This window comes from Vreelandella sedimenti (assembly GCF_013416325.1).
Classification (GTDB): Bacteria; Pseudomonadota; Gammaproteobacteria; order Pseudomonadales; family Halomonadaceae; genus Vreelandella; species Vreelandella sedimenti.
This window is the reverse complement of sequence record NZ_JACCGK010000014.1, coordinates 1-15856: the sequence shown is the minus strand read 5'-3', so window position 1 is coordinate 15856 and position 15856 is coordinate 1. Positions and strand designations below refer to the sequence as shown.

Here is a 15856-nt window from a genome sequence, read left to right as displayed (position 1 = left end):
ATGGGTATTCAACAGACACTCCAAAATATCGAGCCGCATTTCCACAAAGGCGGAAAGTACGAAAAGTTCTATCCGCTGTTTGAAGCGGTAGATACTATTTTTTATACGCCTCCGAGCGTGGCTAAAACCACTGCGCATGTGCGTGACGGTATCGATCTTAAACGCATCATGATTACCGTGTGGATGTGTACTTTTCCGGCGATGTTTTTCGGCATGTGGAGCGCTGGTTGGCAGGCCAACACGGCAATTGATGCGGGCTACGCCTCTATGGGAGGCTGGCGTGAAGCGATTATGATGACGCTGTCGTCCGGTCACGATGCGAATAGCCTATGGGCTAACTTTGTCCTTGGCGCTACCTACTTCCTACCTATCTACCTGGTCACCTTTGTGGTCGGTGGTTTCTGGGAGGTGCTGTTCGCTATCAAGCGCGGTCACGAAGTCAACGAAGGCTTCTTCGTCACTTCCGTACTCTTCGCGCTGGTACTACCCGCCACCATCCCCCTTTGGCAGGTTGCGCTGGGTATCACCTTTGGTGTGGTAATTGGTAAAGAGATCTTCGGCGGCACAGGTAAAAACTTCTTGAACCCCGCGCTGACCGGTCGTGCATTCCTTTACTTTGCCTATCCCGCGCAAATATCAGGTGACTCTGTATGGGTTGCCGCCGATGGCTATACCGGTGCGACGGCACTCTCTCTAGCGTTTCAGGACGGTATGTCTGCGTTGACCGACACCTTTAGCTGGTGGGATGCCTTCATCGGATTTATCCCTGGCTCGATCGGGGAAGTCTCGACATTAGCCATCTTTATCGGCGCCGCTGTGTTGCTGTGGACGGGAATTGCCTCTTGGCGAATCATGCTGGGGGTACTCCTGGGCATGGTGGTGACCAGTACGCTGTTTAATCTAGTCGGCTCTGATACCAACCCAATGTTTGCCATGCCGTGGTACTGGCATCTGGTGATCGGCGGTTTCGCTTTCGGTATGGTCTTCATGGCAACCGATCCGGTGTCGGCGTCGATGACCAATCAAGGCCGTCTGCTGTTTGGTGCGCTGATTGGTGTGATGACTGTTTTGATTCGCGTTGTGAACCCGGCTTTCCCGGAAGGCATCATGCTGGCGATTCTCTTCGCTAACCTGTTTGCACCGCTGATTGACCATTTCTTCGTCCAGGCCAACATCAAGCGTCGCGTGAAGCGAAGCGGCGTACCGGCCGAGGAGACTGCCTAATGGCACAAGGTAACAACTCCATCAAGAAAGTCCTGATTGTGGCGTTTGCACTGTGTATTGTGTGCTCCGTCATTGTCTCGACCGCGGCGGTCGCCTTGCGACCCATGCAGCAGCTTAACCAGGAGCTCGACCGTAAAACCAACATCTTGAACGTTGCCAAGCTCTATGAGCCGGGTATGGACGTTGAAGAGGTGTTTAGCGATGAGATCATCGCTCGGGTCGTTGACCTGGATACGGGTGAGTACTCCGATGAGTTCGATCCCGAGACCTACGATAGTTTTGAGGCCGCCCGTGACCCCGCCTCGGGTCGCACGCTTTCTGGCGATCAAGACATCGCGGGCCTTTCACGGGTTGAAAACTACGCGACTGTTTATCTGGTCGGCAGTGAAGACGATCCGGAACAGATCGTGTTGCCGATTCGTGGTCAGGGGCTTTGGGGCTTGATGCGTGGCTTCCTGGCCGTAGAGGGTGATGGCAATACTATTGTCAGTATCACTTACTACGAGCACAGTGAAACGCCAGGTTTGGGCGCAGAGGTTAACAACCCGCGCTGGCAAGCCCAATGGGAAGGCAAGAAAATTTACGCTGAAGAGGGCGTCCTCTCACCGGAAATTCACCTGACCAAAGGCGGCGCCAGTGACGAATACGAAGTCGATGCGCTATCTGGCGCTACGCTGACCAGTAACGGCGTGACTAACATGCTGCAGTTCTGGTTGAGCGAAGAAGCTTTCGGTCCCTATTTGGCTAAATTCCGCAGTGGCACTGAGCCGGAAGACGCCGAAGAGACCGATACCAACTTCGAAGACGTTGAGGGGGCCTGATCATGGCGGACGTAAATGCAAAAGGCGTTTTAACAGCGCCGATTTTCCAGAACAACCCTATTGCGCTGCAAATTCTGGGGATCTGTTCAGCACTTGCGGTAACCACCAGTATGAGCGTATCGCTCGTTATGGCGCTGGCGGTTATTTTCGTAACGGCATTCTCAAATCTGTTCGTATCGTTGATCAGGAATCATATTCCTTCTTCGATCCGTATCATCGTGCAGATGACCATTATTGCCTCGCTGGTTATCGTGGTTGATCAGATTCTCAAGGCGTATGCCTATGAGATGTCTAAGCAGCTCTCGGTATTTGTGGGTTTGATCATTACTAACTGTATCGTCATGGGGCGCGCTGAAGGCTTTGCGATGTCCAATACGCCTGGCATGTCGTTTTTAGACGGTATTGGTAACGGCCTCGGCTATGGCTTTGTACTCATGGTGGTGGGTTTCTTCCGTGAGCTGCTGGGTTCGGGCAGCGTATTTGGCATTACTATCCTCCAGACCGTGCAAAATGGTGGCTGGTACGTGCCTAACGGCTTGCTATTACTACCGCCTTCAGCGTTCTTTATTATCGGTCTACTGATTTGGGTAATGCGTTCCGTTAACCCTGAGCAAGTAGAAGATAATGAGTTCAAAATGAAGGAAAACACCAAGCCCAAGGAGGCCGTGTAACATGGAACATTATCTGAGTCTTTTTGTTGCCTCGGTGTTTGTTGAAAACATGGCACTGGCCTTCTTCCTGGGGATGTGTACTTTCTTGGCGGTGTCCAAAAAGGTCTCCTCAGCGATTGGCCTGGGCATTGCGGTTATTGTGGTATTGACCGTCACCGTGCCGGTTAACAACCTGGTCTATACCTTCTTGCTACAGGAAGGTGCGCTGACCTGGACCGGTATTAGCGGTGCTGAAAACATTGACCTCTCCTTCCTTGGGTTGCTCTCCTACATCGGTGTCATTGCGGCGCTGGTACAGATCATGGAAATGTTCCTTGATAAGTACGTACCGTCGCTCTACAACGCGCTAGGGGTCTTCCTGCCGCTGATTACCGTTAACTGCGCCATCCTGGGTGGCGTACTGTTCATGGTGGAGCGTAGCTATAACTTTGGCGAAGCCGTGGTCTATGGCTTTGGCGCGGGCACAGGTTGGGCGCTGGCAATTGCCGCCCTGGCAGGTATTCGTGAAAAGCTGAAGTACAGCGATGTGCCGGGTGGCCTTCAAGGGCTGGGCATTACTTTCATCACCGTGGGGCTGATGTCGTTGGGCTTTATGTCCTTCTCGGGCATTCAGCTTTAATCGGAGCCGGTTTTTCCCGGCGATGCCAAACATCGCCGGGTAATAGAAAACCTCCAGCAATAGGAAACCGACATGGTTGATACAACAGTCATCTTGCTCGGTGTTGTCATGTTCACGGTCATCGTTATTAGCTTAACGGCGATCATTCTGGCAGCGCGCAGCAAGCTTGTGAGTAGCGGGGACGTGACCATTGAGGTCAACGGCGACCCTGAGCACACTTTGAAGACCCAGGCCGGTGGTAAGCTGCTAAACACGCTTGCAGCTAACGGCATTTTCCTCTCGTCCGCCTGCGGTGGCGGTGGTTCTTGCGCCCAGTGTAAGTGTCGGGTTGAAGAGGGCGGCGGCTCTATTCTGCCGACCGAAGAGTCGCACTTCACGATGCGTGAGAAAAAAGAGGGCTGGCGCCTCTCTTGTCAGGTACCTGTGAAGCAGGACATGAAAGTCGAAGTGCCTGAAGAAGTCTTTGGGGTGAAGAAGTGGGAATGCGAGGTTATTGCCAACCCCAACGTTGCCACCTTTATCAAAGAGTTAAACCTGAAACTGCCAGAGGGCGAAGAAGTTGCCTTCCGCGCCGGTGGCTACGTACAGCTCGTTGCTCCCCCTTATGATGTCAAATTCTCTGATTTTGATATCGATGAGGAGTATCGAGGGGATTGGGAAAAATTTGATATGTTCAAAATTTCCCACAAGAGCAACGAGGAAGTGATTCGCGCCTACTCCATGGCGAACTACCCAGACGAGAAGGGTATCCTCAAATTCAACATTCGTATTGCGACGCCGCCTCCTGGCACTGACCATCCGCCTGGCTTGATGTCGACTTACGTCTTCAACCTTAAAGAGGGCGATAAGGTCACTGTAATGGGGCCGTTCGGTGAGTTCTTTGCCCGTGATACCGATGCCGAAATGATCTTTATCGGTGGTGGTGCGGGTATGGCACCGATGCGTAGTCACATCTTCGATCAGCTGAAGCGCTTGAAGTCTGATCGCAAGATCACCTTCTGGTACGGCGCGCGCTCCTGGCGTGAAACCTTCTACAACGAAGAGTACGACCAGTTAGCCGAAGAGTTCCCTAACTTTGAGTGGCACTTGGCACTATCTGATCCTCAGCCGGAAGATAACTGGGAAGGGCCGACAGGCTTTATCCATAACGTGCTGTACGAAAACTATCTGAAGGATCACCCAGCACCTGAAGATTGCGAGTACTACATGTGTGGGCCGCCGATGATGAACGCCTCGGTTATCAAGTTGTTGCTTGATATGGGCGTTGAGCCAGAAAATATCCTATTGGATGATTTCGGTGGCTAAACGGTCGGCGTAAGTCGATAGTAGCGTTAAGCGGGGCTGGCCTTTTGGGCTGGCCCCGTTTGTTTATATAACCTTGTGAAGGGAATGACTTATCACCGCGCTGATAAGAGGGGCTTGGCTAAGGTATAATCACTTTAATGATGAATGACCGTGAGGCACTTATCACTACGACTGTTGTCGTCAGGTAAGGCCAATAATTTAAAGCGAAGCAATGTGAAGCTGGGAGGTTGATATGACTATTTGGCTACTGGTATTCGGTTTCATGGCACTGATTATGGGTGCTATGGCTGTGGGCGTCATCATGGGCCGCAAACCAATTGCCGGTTCTTGCGGCGGTTTGAATCAAATCGGCATGAAAGATGGCTGCGATATCTGCGGTGGCAAAGATGAGGTTTGTGAAGAGGAGAACCGCAAGCGCGGGGGTGTGCGCCGCCGTAGTGATGAAAGCCGTGGCGCCGATTTGGGCTATGACGCTACACGTCGCTAACAAGACTGCGTTGTATGCAACGGGATGATTGATCAAAAATAGCAAGGGGACGCAGAGAGCATGGCGGTTCACAATTACGATGTTGTGGTGATCGGTACGGGGCCTGCAGGGGAAAGCGCTGCTATCAACGCTGCAAAGCATGGCAAGCGTGTAGCGATTATTGAGAAGCAGCTTCAGGTAGGTGGCAACTGTACTCACTGGGGTACCATTCCTTCCAAAGCGTTGCGCCATCAGGTGAAACAGATCATGGCGTTCAACACCAACCGTATGTTCCGCGATATTGGTGAGCCGCGTTGGTTCTCCTTCCCCAAAGTGATGGAACGCTCAAGAGGTACCATCGATAAACAGGTAGAGATGCGTACCACCTTCTATGCGCGCAACCGCATTGATCTGTTTCATGGCGTCGCCCGATTTAAAGATGAGCACACCTTGGTGGTGCGTGACCGCCAGGAAGGCATGGAAGAACTGGTGGCGAAGAAAATCGTGATTGCCACCGGTTCTCGCCCTTACCGCCCGGCGGATATTAACTTCCGCCATCCTCGTATTTACTGCTCTGACACCATATTAAGCCTCTCGCATACCCCGCGCACTCTGGTGATTTTTGGCGCCGGGGTGATTGGCTGTGAATATGCATCGATCTTTTCGGGCTTGGGCGTCAAAGTTGATCTCATTAATAACCGTGACAGCCTGCTGTCGTTCCTGGACGATGAGATTAGCGATGCACTCTCCTACCATTTGCGTAAGCACGGTGTGCTGGTTCGCCATAATGAAGAATACGAGAGCGTTGAGGGCGATGAATCAGGTGTTGTCGTGCGTCTGAAGTCAGGCAAGAAAATTCGCGCTGATGCTTTTTTGTGGGCCAATGGGCGAACCGGTAATACCGACAGCTTAGGCCTTGAGAACATTGGCTTAACCGCCAATGGGCGCGGTCAGCTAAGCGTTGATGAGCACTACCGCACTGCGGTTTCCCATATCTACGCAGCGGGCGATGTAATTGGCTGGCCGAGTTTGGCGAGCGCGGCTTACGACCAAGGCTTGAACTCGTGCAATGAGTTGCTCGATAAAGAGTATCGCTTTGTGAGTGATGTACCCACCGGAATCTACACCATCCCCGAGATTAGCTCATTCGGCCCCAATGAGCGTGAACTTACCGAAGCAAAAGTGCCCTATGAAGTTGGCAAAGCTTTCTTCAAAGATACTGCCAGGGCACAAATTACCGGTGATACCGTGGGTATGCTTAAAATTCTTTTCCACCAAGACACCCTGGAAATACTTGGTATTCACTGTTTTGGCGACCAGGCATCGGAGATTTTGCATATCGGCCAAGCGATCATGCAGCAAGAAGGCAACGCCAACACGCTCAATTACTTTGTAAATACCACGTTTAATTACCCCACCATGGCAGAAGCGTACCGGGTGGCTGCGCAGAATGGTTTAAACCGAGTCTTCTAGCCGCACCTTTAGCGAGGGCTTTTTCAGGATCCGAGACGTCGCCTTTGTCTTAGGTGTTTAAGAGTCACTGGATTCGCGTATAAGCGTGTGACCGTAAGCTTGTAGTTCGCTATAGGGTGACGGTTCTGTGGGGGGCAACAAGCTTTCAACGCGGTTGCGCCCCAGTGCTTTAGCTTGATAGAGCGCTTTATCGGCAAACGAATAAAGCTGCTCAAATGTTAGCGAGCCACTTTGGCAAGTCGTCACGCCTATGCTAATGGTTGGATTGGCGTGTAGTTCCATATCACTCATCGCATTAACTTCAATCTCTCGGCGCAGGCGATCTGCCGCCTGTAGCGCATCATGGGTGGCAGTGTTGGGCATCAATAAGCAAAACTCCTCGCCACCAATTCTCGCTAATGTATCCGATGGGCGGCTAAGCTCGCGAAGCTGTTTACTGATCTGGCGAAGTACCTTATCGCCGGTTGGGTGCCCGTAGGTATCATTAATTTGCTTGAAGTGATCAATATCTAACAGCAGCAAGCTAAGTGGTGCTCGATCGCGCAGCGCTTGGGTAAGCGCAGCGGATGCTACATTGACCAAATGGCGCCGGTTATATAGCCCGGTCAGTTCATCGGTTAGCATTAGCTGATGCATGACGTTGCGCTGACGGTGGAGATGAATAACCGCTAGGCAGAGTGTGATTGCAGCGCTGACCATTAACACCAATAGCGCACTCACCGCAATCGAGAGTCGCTGCATCACCAAGCGTTGCTGGACAGAGGTGTCACGCACTTCTTCTAGCAGCTGGTTATACAGCCAGGCCTGAGCACCGCCTACCTCCATGGCAACCCGTTGTAACGGATCAATCAGCTCTGGGCGCTGTTGGGCTTGCTGTGACTGCTGGGTTAAGTCTGAGAGGCGATTGCTAAGCTCGCTGAAGTGATTATGGAGGTATTCAACGTCCGAGATGAGATATCGGTGGCGTTCAATACTGCTCTGTATGTTATTTAAATGCTGTTTGGAAAGTGAAATAAAATAATCGATGTATTTAATGTGTTCGCTGCTAGGCTGGCGGCTGCCTTCCTCTAATGCGGCCCGTAACTGAGGCGTGGCCTGTTGGGCTAGAACAATATCACTCACTAGCGTGGTGTAATCGGCGCTAGCTTTTTGGCACGCACTGTAAACATAGCTGCCCATTACTGCGGACATCGCGCAAAGAATGACGGCAAAAATGGATGCTAAGCGCCCACCGGGCTGACGAAGAAAGCGACGCATCATCATGAGGGCGTCAGCAAGCTGACAGCGGTGGTGCTCCCCCTCGCCAACTGCTGAGTTGGCGAGGGCACGTTGGAATAGTAAACGAAATCATCGTAACAGTGCATCCGTTGCAAAGGGCAGTTCTGCATGGCACCTCTCCGTTAATGGTTAGGTAATCCAATGAACAGCTTAAAGATTTCATCCTTATGCAACTTAAGCACTTACTCGTCTTTTCTACCATCCCACAACTTTACTAATTGCAGGATCATACTTGTGCTCGTTATTATTAATATCTATTTAATTATTTGATATTTAATCGTTATTTAAGGAGTCCAAGGCTAAACGCGCTTTTTCCTGCCAGCTTCCTTCAAGCGCAGCAGCCTGTGTTAACGCTTCGCGAGCCCCGTCAGGCGCGCCGTCTTGCAGTAGTAAAAGGCCCAGATTTAGCCATGCGGCCCCCATTTTTTCATTTAGCTCCGTGGCCCGCTCAAATGCCTTGCGTGCGTTGTCGGGTTGTTGATCTGCGTAAAGCGCATTGCCTAACGCAAACTGCCCCATAGCGTTAGTGGGATGGCGTTTTACAAACGCTTGCCAGCTTGAAAGCGTGGCGCGTGGCCCATGGGCCTCTTCGTAGGCGCTAAGCGCTTCTAAGGCGTTGCGGGCAGTAATACCTGTAGGCAATGTACCTGGTTCGGCCACCACAAATCCCCAGCGCTCTGTGCGTGCCCAAGTGGCATCGAAACGGCTGAACGACATGGTATGGCGCTCAATCTCGCCGCTGCGCAAAATAAGCGTTTCATTGGGCAAATCGTAACCAATGGCCACAGCGTAGTGCCACATTGGATAAATCGGCAGCGACAAATTCTGCATAACGACCACTGGGTCGCCCGCTGCCAGATGGTTTAATAGGGCGTCCATGGTGCCACGAATAGGAAACGCGAGCTGCTCGTGCCGTCTCACCGTTGCCAGCATTTCTGGCTGCACACTGCCATCGCGTCCGGGCAGAAATACTTGAGGAATCAGCTCCTCAACATCGGTGTCGACACCCTGGTGATTGAGTACCATTGCCAGCGTGGCAGGCCCGCACTGAAATTCTGTTTGGGCGTAAAACGGTACGCTGGTGATTTCTGTATGGGGCGGTAGGGCTTGATAGGTGCTTTGCAGTAATATCGGATTTCGCGCACAGCCGCTGAGCAGTAGCAGCATAATAAAAACGCCCGCAAAGCGGGCGTTGGAAAACAGATGGGTCATGAGCGGCCTTATATTAGCGAGTAAACGGGTAAACGTCGGTTAGGCCGAGAATGTCGGTTACCAGCAAAATAATGAAAACGGCAAATAAAGCGCCTACAACGCCGGCACCGGCTGGCAGTTGCTCAAGCTGATCGGCCATTTGCTGTGCTTCAGCATCACTGAGTGATGCAACGCGAGCTTCGACTTCGTCCAGATCAACACCCTGTTTTAACAGCTGATCTTGCACATCGGCGCGGGCCAGTATCTCGTTGATACGCTCGCGATCAGCGCCAGTACGGTCAGCTGCCAAAGCAGACTGGGTAGAGACTAAATCCATTGACTGGGGCGAGGCGGGAGCAGCGGCGACGGGTAAGCTGGTAATAACCAGCGCGGCAATCAGCAGGGTGGAGAGGTAAGTACGCAATGTTTTCATCGTCTTCTTCCTTATAGACTGGTCGGGATGGGGCAAGCTTTTTCGGCCTGCCCCATATTTACACGCCTACTGAGTATAGAAACAAATGGTTTGATTTTTAAGCGTAATATGCAAAGTGCTAATTATTTGCACTAATGCGATAGGTCCAGGCGGATTCTGACAGCAGTCCACGGCCTCCGGCCATGGTCATGGCTAAATCGTGTAAGCCGGGCCATAGCGGCACCGCTGCCGCCCCCTTGACGGCTAAATCGAGCCGCTGGGCCATTAATAGCAATTTATGTAAGCGCTTCATGGGCAGGCGGCCAATGGCTTTCTGGTAAGCGGGGCGGCGCTTATCAAAAATCATCGGCTTTTGGGTTTTGCAGGCGTGCTCAAAACTCTGCCCTTGATCTAGGTGCTGATGCAGCGAGAGTAGCGTGCGTAGCTCTCGGCTAAGTGCCCACAGCACGATAGGCGCCTCAACGCCTTCACTGCGTAAGCCATTCACAATGCGCGAAGCGCGGCTGGGTTCGCCTTTCAGGCAGGCATCGGCCAAATTGAAGACATCGAAGCGGGTGCTGTCCTCTACCCCCTGGGCAATACTTTCCACGTTCAATCGGGTGCCTTGGGGGTGAATCAGCGCCAGCTTTTGTAACTCTTGGTCAGCGGCCAAAAGATTGCCTTCGGTGCGCTCACCCAGTAGGCGAGCGGCTTCCAGGTCAATTTGTAGACCGTGCAATGAAGCACGATCCCGCAGCCAGTAGCCTAAGCGGGAAGCGTCCACGGGCCACACGGGAACAAACAGGCCGTGCTTATCCAGTGCTTTGAACCAAGCGCTTTTTTGCTGCTTGGCATCAAGCTTACCCATACCAATGAGCAGAACGTCATCGCTGTTATCCAGGGTTTCAGCGTACTGTGCTAACGCTTTACTGCCTTCTTGCCCTAACTTGTGATTGCCTAAGCGCAACTCCAGCAGCTTGCTGGTCGCAAACAGCGAGAGATTGCTCGACATTTCCATCAAGCGGCCCCAAGCAAAATTGGGCTCGACATCGAGTACTTCACGCTCTTCGACACCACCCTGGCGAGCTGCGGTCCTAACCGCATCGCAGGCGTCGCGATGCTGTAAGGGCTCATCCCCGGCTACGATCACTACGCGGGGTAGCTTTTTTGCTAACGCAGCGGGTAGCTGATCAGCAAATACCTTCACTGCATGTCCTCAACGTAACTAAGGCGCTCAATGATTTGCTGAGACAACTGGCGTGCAAGCGTCTGTTCTGCTTCCATCATTAGCGTTTCGCGGTTAAGGAGGTCGTCATCGCTAACGCGAATGCGGGTATCCGTCGACAGCGTTTCATTATTGATGTGGTAGGCATTGGATGCTCGCTCCTGAACTGAGAGTCTGGCGCTAAGCGTTAGCTCGTGCTCGCGGCTTGCTCTGCCATCACCGCCGAGTCGACGCTCGGTTAAAACAGGCGTGCCCAACGTGACCCTCCAGGGTGCATCAGCGGCTACCTGGGTGCCTAATTGCTGAAGACGTGAGGCGATCTGCTGAGCGACGGCACTGTTGGTGTCGCCTTCTAAAGCAAGGGGGGGCAGCGTAGGCAGCGATTCAGAGCCGCGTAGCCGAAACCCACAGCCGCTGAGCAGCACCGCCACCGAGGCGGCGATGCTAGCGGTTAAAAATGTGCGTCGGTTCATCCACTCACCACGATATTAACCAGTTTCCCGGGCACCACGATCACTTTACGTACGGAGTTGCCCTCGAGGAAGCGCTGAACGTTTTCGTGCTCCATCGCCATTTTTTCAATAGCCGCTTTATCGGCATTTGCAGGTACTTCAAGGCGAGCGCGCAGCTTACCGTTGACCTGTACCACCAGCTCAATACTGTCACGGGTAAGGGCGGACTCATCCACCACCGGCCAGGTCGCCTCGATGGCCGGGCCTGAATGGCCAAGCGCTTCCCAGAGACTATGGCACAGGTGCGGCGTAATCGGCGAGAGCAAGAGTACGCAGGCTTCCAGCGCTTCACGGCTAACCGCCAGGCCAAGTTCAGAGCTATCGTCGAACTTGCCGATGGCGTTGGACAGCTCCATCACCGCAGCAATGGCGGTATTGAAAGTGGTGCGGCGGCCAATGTCGTCGCTGGCTTTCTTGATAGTCTCGTGGGTTTTCCGGCGCAGCGCCTTTTGATCGTCGTTAAGTGCATTGACGTCCAGCGTGCCGGGCGTGCCCGCTGCCAAGTGCTCATTCACTTGACGCCATAGGCGCTTCAAGAAGCGGTGCGCGCCCTCTACACCTGAATCTGACCACTCCAGGGACTGCTCGGGGGGGGCGGCAAACATCATAAACAGGCGTACGGTATCGGCACCAAACTTGTCGATCATCGACTGTGGATCAACGCCGTTGTTTTTCGACTTGGACATCTTCTCGATGCCACCCATTTCCACCGGCTCGCCGTCGCTCATGAGGATAGCGCTCAGCGGGCGGCCTTTCTCATCACGCTTCACTTCCACGTCAGCGGGGTTAAACCACTGCTTGCCACCGTTATCAGTGGAGCGGTAGAAGGTTTCCGCAATGACCATGCCCTGGGTCAGAAGCTGCTGGAAGGGCTCGTCGGAATCCACCAAGCCAAAGTCACGCATCAGCTTGTGGAAGAAACGCGCATACAGCAGGTGCAGAATGGCGTGCTCGATACCGCCAATGTAGAGGTCAACCGGCAGCCAGTAGTTGGCGCGCTCGTCCAGCATGGCCTCGTTGTTATCCGCACAGCAGAAGCGCGCGTAGTACCAAGACGACTCCATAAAGGTGTCGAAGGTGTCGGTTTCGCGCGTCCAGCCATCGCCCAGGTCAGAAAACGCCGGCATCTTTTTCAGCGGCGAGCCCGAGGCGTCTACGGTGACTTCCATAGGCAAAGAGACCGGCAGCTCATCATCGGTGAGCGGAACGGTTTGACCTTCCGGGCCGTATTTAACCGGAATTGGCGCGCCCCAGTAGCGTTGGCGGGCAACGCCCCAATCGCGCAGGCGGTAGTTGGTTTTGACTTCGCCACGACCAAGCTCCGCCAGTTTGGCGGCAATGGCATCAAAGGCTTGTTCAAAATCAAGGCCATCAAACTGACCTGAATTGACCAGCTTGCCGTATTCGACGTAGGCCGCCTCAGAAACATCGGCAGGCTGGCCGCTTTCATCGGCGATGACCGGTTTGATGGCAATGCCGTACTTGGTGGCAAACTCCCAGTCGCGCTGGTCGTGGCCAGGTACCGCCATGACAGCACCGGTACCAAACTCCATTAGCACGAAATTTGCCACGTAAACGGGCACTTCATCGCCCGTTAGCGGGTGAACCGCCCTATGGCCGGTGAGCATGCCTTTTTTCTCTTTGGTGGCCATCTCTGCTTCGGAGGTGCCACCCCTGGCGCACTCATCGCAAAATGCAGCTAGCTCGCTGTTCTGCTCGGCCGCCTGCTTAGCCAGCGGGTGGCCTGCTGCAACTGCCACATAGGTCACGCCTAACAGCGTATCCGGGCGGGTGGTGTACACCGCCAGCGGGTCGCAGGCGCTGCCGTCTCTAGTCTTGATATCAAAACTCAGTTCAACGCCGCTGGATTTGCCAATCCAGTTGCGCTGCATGGTTTTGACCTGTTCTGGCCACTCCACTTTATCCAGGTCAGCCAGCAGTTCATCGGCATAATCGGTAATCTTCAAGAACCACAGGGGGATCTCTTTACGCTCAACCAAAGCACCAGAGCGCCAGCCGCGGCCTTCGATAACTTGCTCATTGGCGAGGACGGTTTGATCCACCGGATCCCAGTTAACCGTCGACATTTTCTTATACACCAAGCCTTTTTCTACCAGCTTGGTGAAGAACCACTGCTCCCAGCGGTAGTAGCTGGTATCGCAGGTGGCGAACTCGCGGCTCCAGTCATAGGCAAAACCCAGCGCCTTCAACTGATTGCGCATGTAGTCGATATTCTGGTACGTCCACTTGGCGGGAGGCACCTGATTCTGGATGGCGGCGTTTTCCGCGGGCATGCCGAAAGCGTCCCAGCCCATGGGCTGCATGACATTTTTACCCTGCATGCGCTGGAAACGGGACACAACGTCACCGATAGTGTAATTACGCACGTGCCCCATGTGCAGCTTGCCGCTGGGGTAGGGGAACATGGAGAGGCAGTAAAACTTCTCGCGATTCGCGTCCTCTACGGCTTTGAAGCACTGATGTTTGTCCCAGTACTGCTGGGCGTCGCGTTCGATTTCACGAGGGCTGTAGTGTGCGTCCATCGGTTTATTAATGCCTTGGCGTATTCGCCCAAAAGGGGCGCAAAGTGAATGTGAGATGACATCTGTCAGATAAGTGAGGTCGATTGTATCCTATGCAGGTGTATCCTTGAACGGTAAGCCGATGATAGGTAACTGCACGCGTCGACAAAAGGAGAGGCACCATGAGTGAACAGCAGAATGACAATCGCCTACGCGAAGGCTATGAGCGCTTGCTAGAGCGAATGCAGGGGGGCGCCAATGAGCTTACCTGGGAAAACTTGCAGAAGGATTTGGACGACGCGGTCGAGTTTGAAGCGGAGCTGGAAGAGTACACCAAAGATGAGCTAGCCCTGCTGCGCGCCTGGGTAGAGCGTGACCTGAAAGATATGCGCTACTACATGGCAGACACCGGCAAGCAGGTGGCCAGCTGGCTGGGCATCGACATTAACGGCCTTTCGCGCCGGGTGGCGGAGTCGCTGCTTTCGATTGCTGACCGCAGCGTTGTCGAACGCGAGCGCTTCGAAGAAGATTTAGAAGCTGCTCGTGCCGACTACTGCGAAGGTGAGATGGCGGCACCCGGCCTAATGGCCTGCACCCACTGCGATGCTCAGGTGATGCTGCCTACCGTTGCGCGCCTGGAGCCTTGTCATCAATGTGGCCATCGCTACTTCTACCGTTTTCCCAATAAAATCATTGAGACATGATTGATTAGGTAATCAGTAAACTGACGCCTGCGATCGCCCCTAGCGAGAGCAGGCTCATAACTGCTGCGTAGAGCAGGTTATTTTTCATCATGCGGTAGCCGCTCACCCCGTAGCGCCCCTGCAGTGACAGGTTGATCCCAGAAAGCGGGCCCACGCTGGTGCCCACCGCCCAAGATGTTAACGCCACAAACGCAAATACGGTCTGTTCTCCGTTCTGCAGGTTCAGTATCGAGGCCAACACCGACACCCCAATAATGGGATGAAGCCCTGCCAGTGCGCTCAGGGTAATCGCCGCAAAGCTAAGCATCGCCTGGGGTGCACCAAAGCGGGTGAACAGCGTCCAGTCGCTGCCAGCTGCCGCAGTTACCAGTGTTGAAAGACCAATCGTTAATAGCCCCGCGGCTAAAAACAGCGAAATTTCCCCGCGCATGGCCGGTAGCCGTGTGGTGGTGTGTTGGCGAATGCGTCGCAGGGTAAAACGGGGCCCATGGGGTAGGTTGCTCAATACCGCCACGCTGGGCAGCAGAAAGGTAATAATGCTGACAATGGTAAGGGCAGGGGTAAGCACAAAGTGAAAAAGCATCACCAACGCTGCCATACCTACCGGCATAAATAGGCTACGCGGCGCCAGTGAGTATCCATCCACCTCGCTGAGGTCAAACCGGCGCCTCAGCTCCAGCGTAGTTAATAGCCCCGACAGCATCGCCATGGGAAAGCCCACCACGGCAATTTGCGCGTACTCAACATCGGGTACTAAAGCAATCACCACGCCCATGGAGGCAAAAAAAGGCGACCACAGCGCCGCGCTGGAGAGCCCGCGGTTAAGCGCCAAAAGCTGTGGTGTAGTGAGCGGCCCACGCCGGGCCAGCTTATCGCCCACCATAAACACGGTAGAGAGATTTAAAATCGTACCCAGAAAGTGAACGCCCAGCCAGGTGCGCAAAATACCGCCCGCGCCAGTCACTCGGCTCCCCGTCGCACCCTTGTTACCTTGCTTACCGATCAGCGAGATAAAACTAACGCCCACCAGCATCGCCGCCACAAACGAATTGCCCTGTAACATAGCGGGCCAATCCACCTCGGCGCCATACACAAATCGCGCCACTAGCAGCATGCCTGCACCCAGCGCAATCAGCATGCCCGCCTGAATCCGCGAACGGCGGGGGATATCCCGCCACAGCAACACAATCGCCGCCCACAGCAAATAGCTCACCGCATTCGCGGTGTTCAACCAGCCGGTAAAACCAATAATTTGTGCGATCAATCCAAACAGAATCAGCACGCCCGCCAAGCGCTGCCGAACAGTCGTCTCTTGCATGCCAAACCCTTAGTAGTGAATTAGCAGGCTAATCGGATTTGCAGAAGAAGGCTAGCGGTAGGCAAGTAATGATCGGGTGGTTTTCGTAGCGCGTATATGGACTCCTCCTCGCTTG

15 protein-coding genes are annotated in these 15856 nt (G+C 53.8%); 8 read left to right on the top strand and 7 right to left on the bottom strand.

Annotated elements, in window-relative coordinates; translation table 11 throughout:
• The 7 genes from HZU72_RS16010 (at position 1) to sthA (ending at position 6579) form a co-directional block, all read left to right on the top strand.
• A complete protein-coding gene (locus tag HZU72_RS16010) occupies positions 1–1224 on the top strand; it encodes an NADH:ubiquinone reductase (Na(+)-transporting) subunit B (protein WP_180093838.1) in 1224 nt (407 codons plus the stop codon).
• Entirely contained in the window at positions 1224–2045 is an 822-nt protein-coding gene (locus HZU72_RS16005; protein WP_180093836.1) for a Na(+)-translocating NADH-quinone reductase subunit C, read from the top strand. The genes HZU72_RS16010 and HZU72_RS16005 overlap by 1 nt, the downstream gene beginning before the upstream one ends.
• 2 nt (positions 2046–2047) lie before the next feature.
• Positions 2048–2716, top strand: coding sequence for an NADH:ubiquinone reductase (Na(+)-transporting) subunit D (locus HZU72_RS16000; protein ID WP_009286985.1), 669 nt, complete (start codon positions 2048–2050; stop codon positions 2714–2716).
• Position 2717: 1 nt separating this feature from the next.
• Positions 2718–3335, top strand: coding sequence for an NADH:ubiquinone reductase (Na(+)-transporting) subunit E (gene nqrE, locus HZU72_RS15995; protein WP_009286984.1), 618 nt, complete (start codon positions 2718–2720; stop codon positions 3333–3335).
• A 72-nt stretch (positions 3336–3407) separates the two neighbouring features.
• Complete coding sequence (gene nqrF / locus HZU72_RS15990) at positions 3408–4640, top strand: NADH:ubiquinone reductase (Na(+)-transporting) subunit F (protein WP_180093834.1); 1233 nt, start codon at positions 3408–3410, stop codon at positions 4638–4640.
• Positions 4641–4872: 232 nt separating this feature from the next.
• Entirely contained in the window at positions 4873–5127 is a 255-nt protein-coding gene (gene nqrM / locus HZU72_RS15985; RefSeq protein WP_022523176.1) for a (Na+)-NQR maturation NqrM, read from the top strand.
• A 60-nt stretch (positions 5128–5187) separates the two neighbouring features.
• A complete protein-coding gene (gene sthA, locus HZU72_RS15980; RefSeq protein WP_180093832.1) occupies positions 5188–6579 on the top strand; it encodes a Si-specific NAD(P)(+) transhydrogenase in 1392 nt (463 codons plus the stop codon).
• A gap of 57 nt (positions 6580–6636) precedes the next feature.
• Here the strand turns inward: sthA and HZU72_RS15975 are convergent, their stop codons facing one another.
• The 6 genes from HZU72_RS15975 to leuS form a co-directional block, all read right to left on the bottom strand.
• Positions 6637–7842, bottom strand: coding sequence for a GGDEF domain-containing protein (locus HZU72_RS15975; RefSeq protein WP_235976149.1), 1206 nt, complete (start codon positions 7840–7842; stop codon positions 6637–6639).
• 288 nt (positions 7843–8130) lie between these two features.
• Positions 8131–9069, bottom strand: coding sequence for a PA2778 family cysteine peptidase (locus HZU72_RS15970; protein WP_180093830.1), 939 nt, complete (start codon positions 9067–9069; stop codon positions 8131–8133).
• A gap of 13 nt (positions 9070–9082) precedes the next feature.
• Complete coding sequence (locus HZU72_RS15965) at positions 9083–9481, bottom strand: PA2779 family protein (RefSeq protein ID WP_180093828.1); 399 nt, start codon at positions 9479–9481, stop codon at positions 9083–9085.
• A gap of 118 nt (positions 9482–9599) precedes the next feature.
• Complete coding sequence (holA, locus tag HZU72_RS15960) at positions 9600–10667, bottom strand: DNA polymerase III subunit delta (RefSeq protein ID WP_180093826.1); 1068 nt, start codon at positions 10665–10667, stop codon at positions 9600–9602.
• The gene (locus tag HZU72_RS15955; protein ID WP_180093824.1) at positions 10664–11158 is read right to left on the bottom strand and encodes an LPS-assembly lipoprotein LptE; all 495 of its coding nucleotides are present in this window, start codon (positions 11156–11158) and stop codon (positions 10664–10666) included. Before HZU72_RS15955 ends, holA begins: the two co-directional genes overlap by 4 nt.
• Positions 11155–13740: a leucine--tRNA ligase gene (gene leuS, locus HZU72_RS15950; RefSeq protein WP_180093822.1), complete on the bottom strand. Its 2586-nt coding sequence runs from the start codon at positions 13738–13740 to the stop codon at positions 11155–11157. The genes HZU72_RS15955 and leuS overlap by 4 nt, the downstream gene beginning before the upstream one ends.
• Positions 13741–13901: 161 nt before the next feature.
• On the opposite strand from leuS, the gene HZU72_RS15945 reads away from it, so the two are divergent.
• Entirely contained in the window at positions 13902–14423 is a 522-nt protein-coding gene (locus HZU72_RS15945) for a zinc ribbon-containing protein (protein WP_180093820.1), read from the top strand.
• Positions 14424–14427: 4 nt separating this feature from the next.
• On the opposite strand, the gene HZU72_RS15940 is transcribed toward HZU72_RS15945, so the two are convergent.
• Positions 14428–15741, bottom strand: coding sequence for a hypothetical protein (locus HZU72_RS15940; RefSeq protein ID WP_180093818.1), 1314 nt, complete (start codon positions 15739–15741; stop codon positions 14428–14430).
• Positions 15742–15856: the final 115 nt, after the last annotated feature.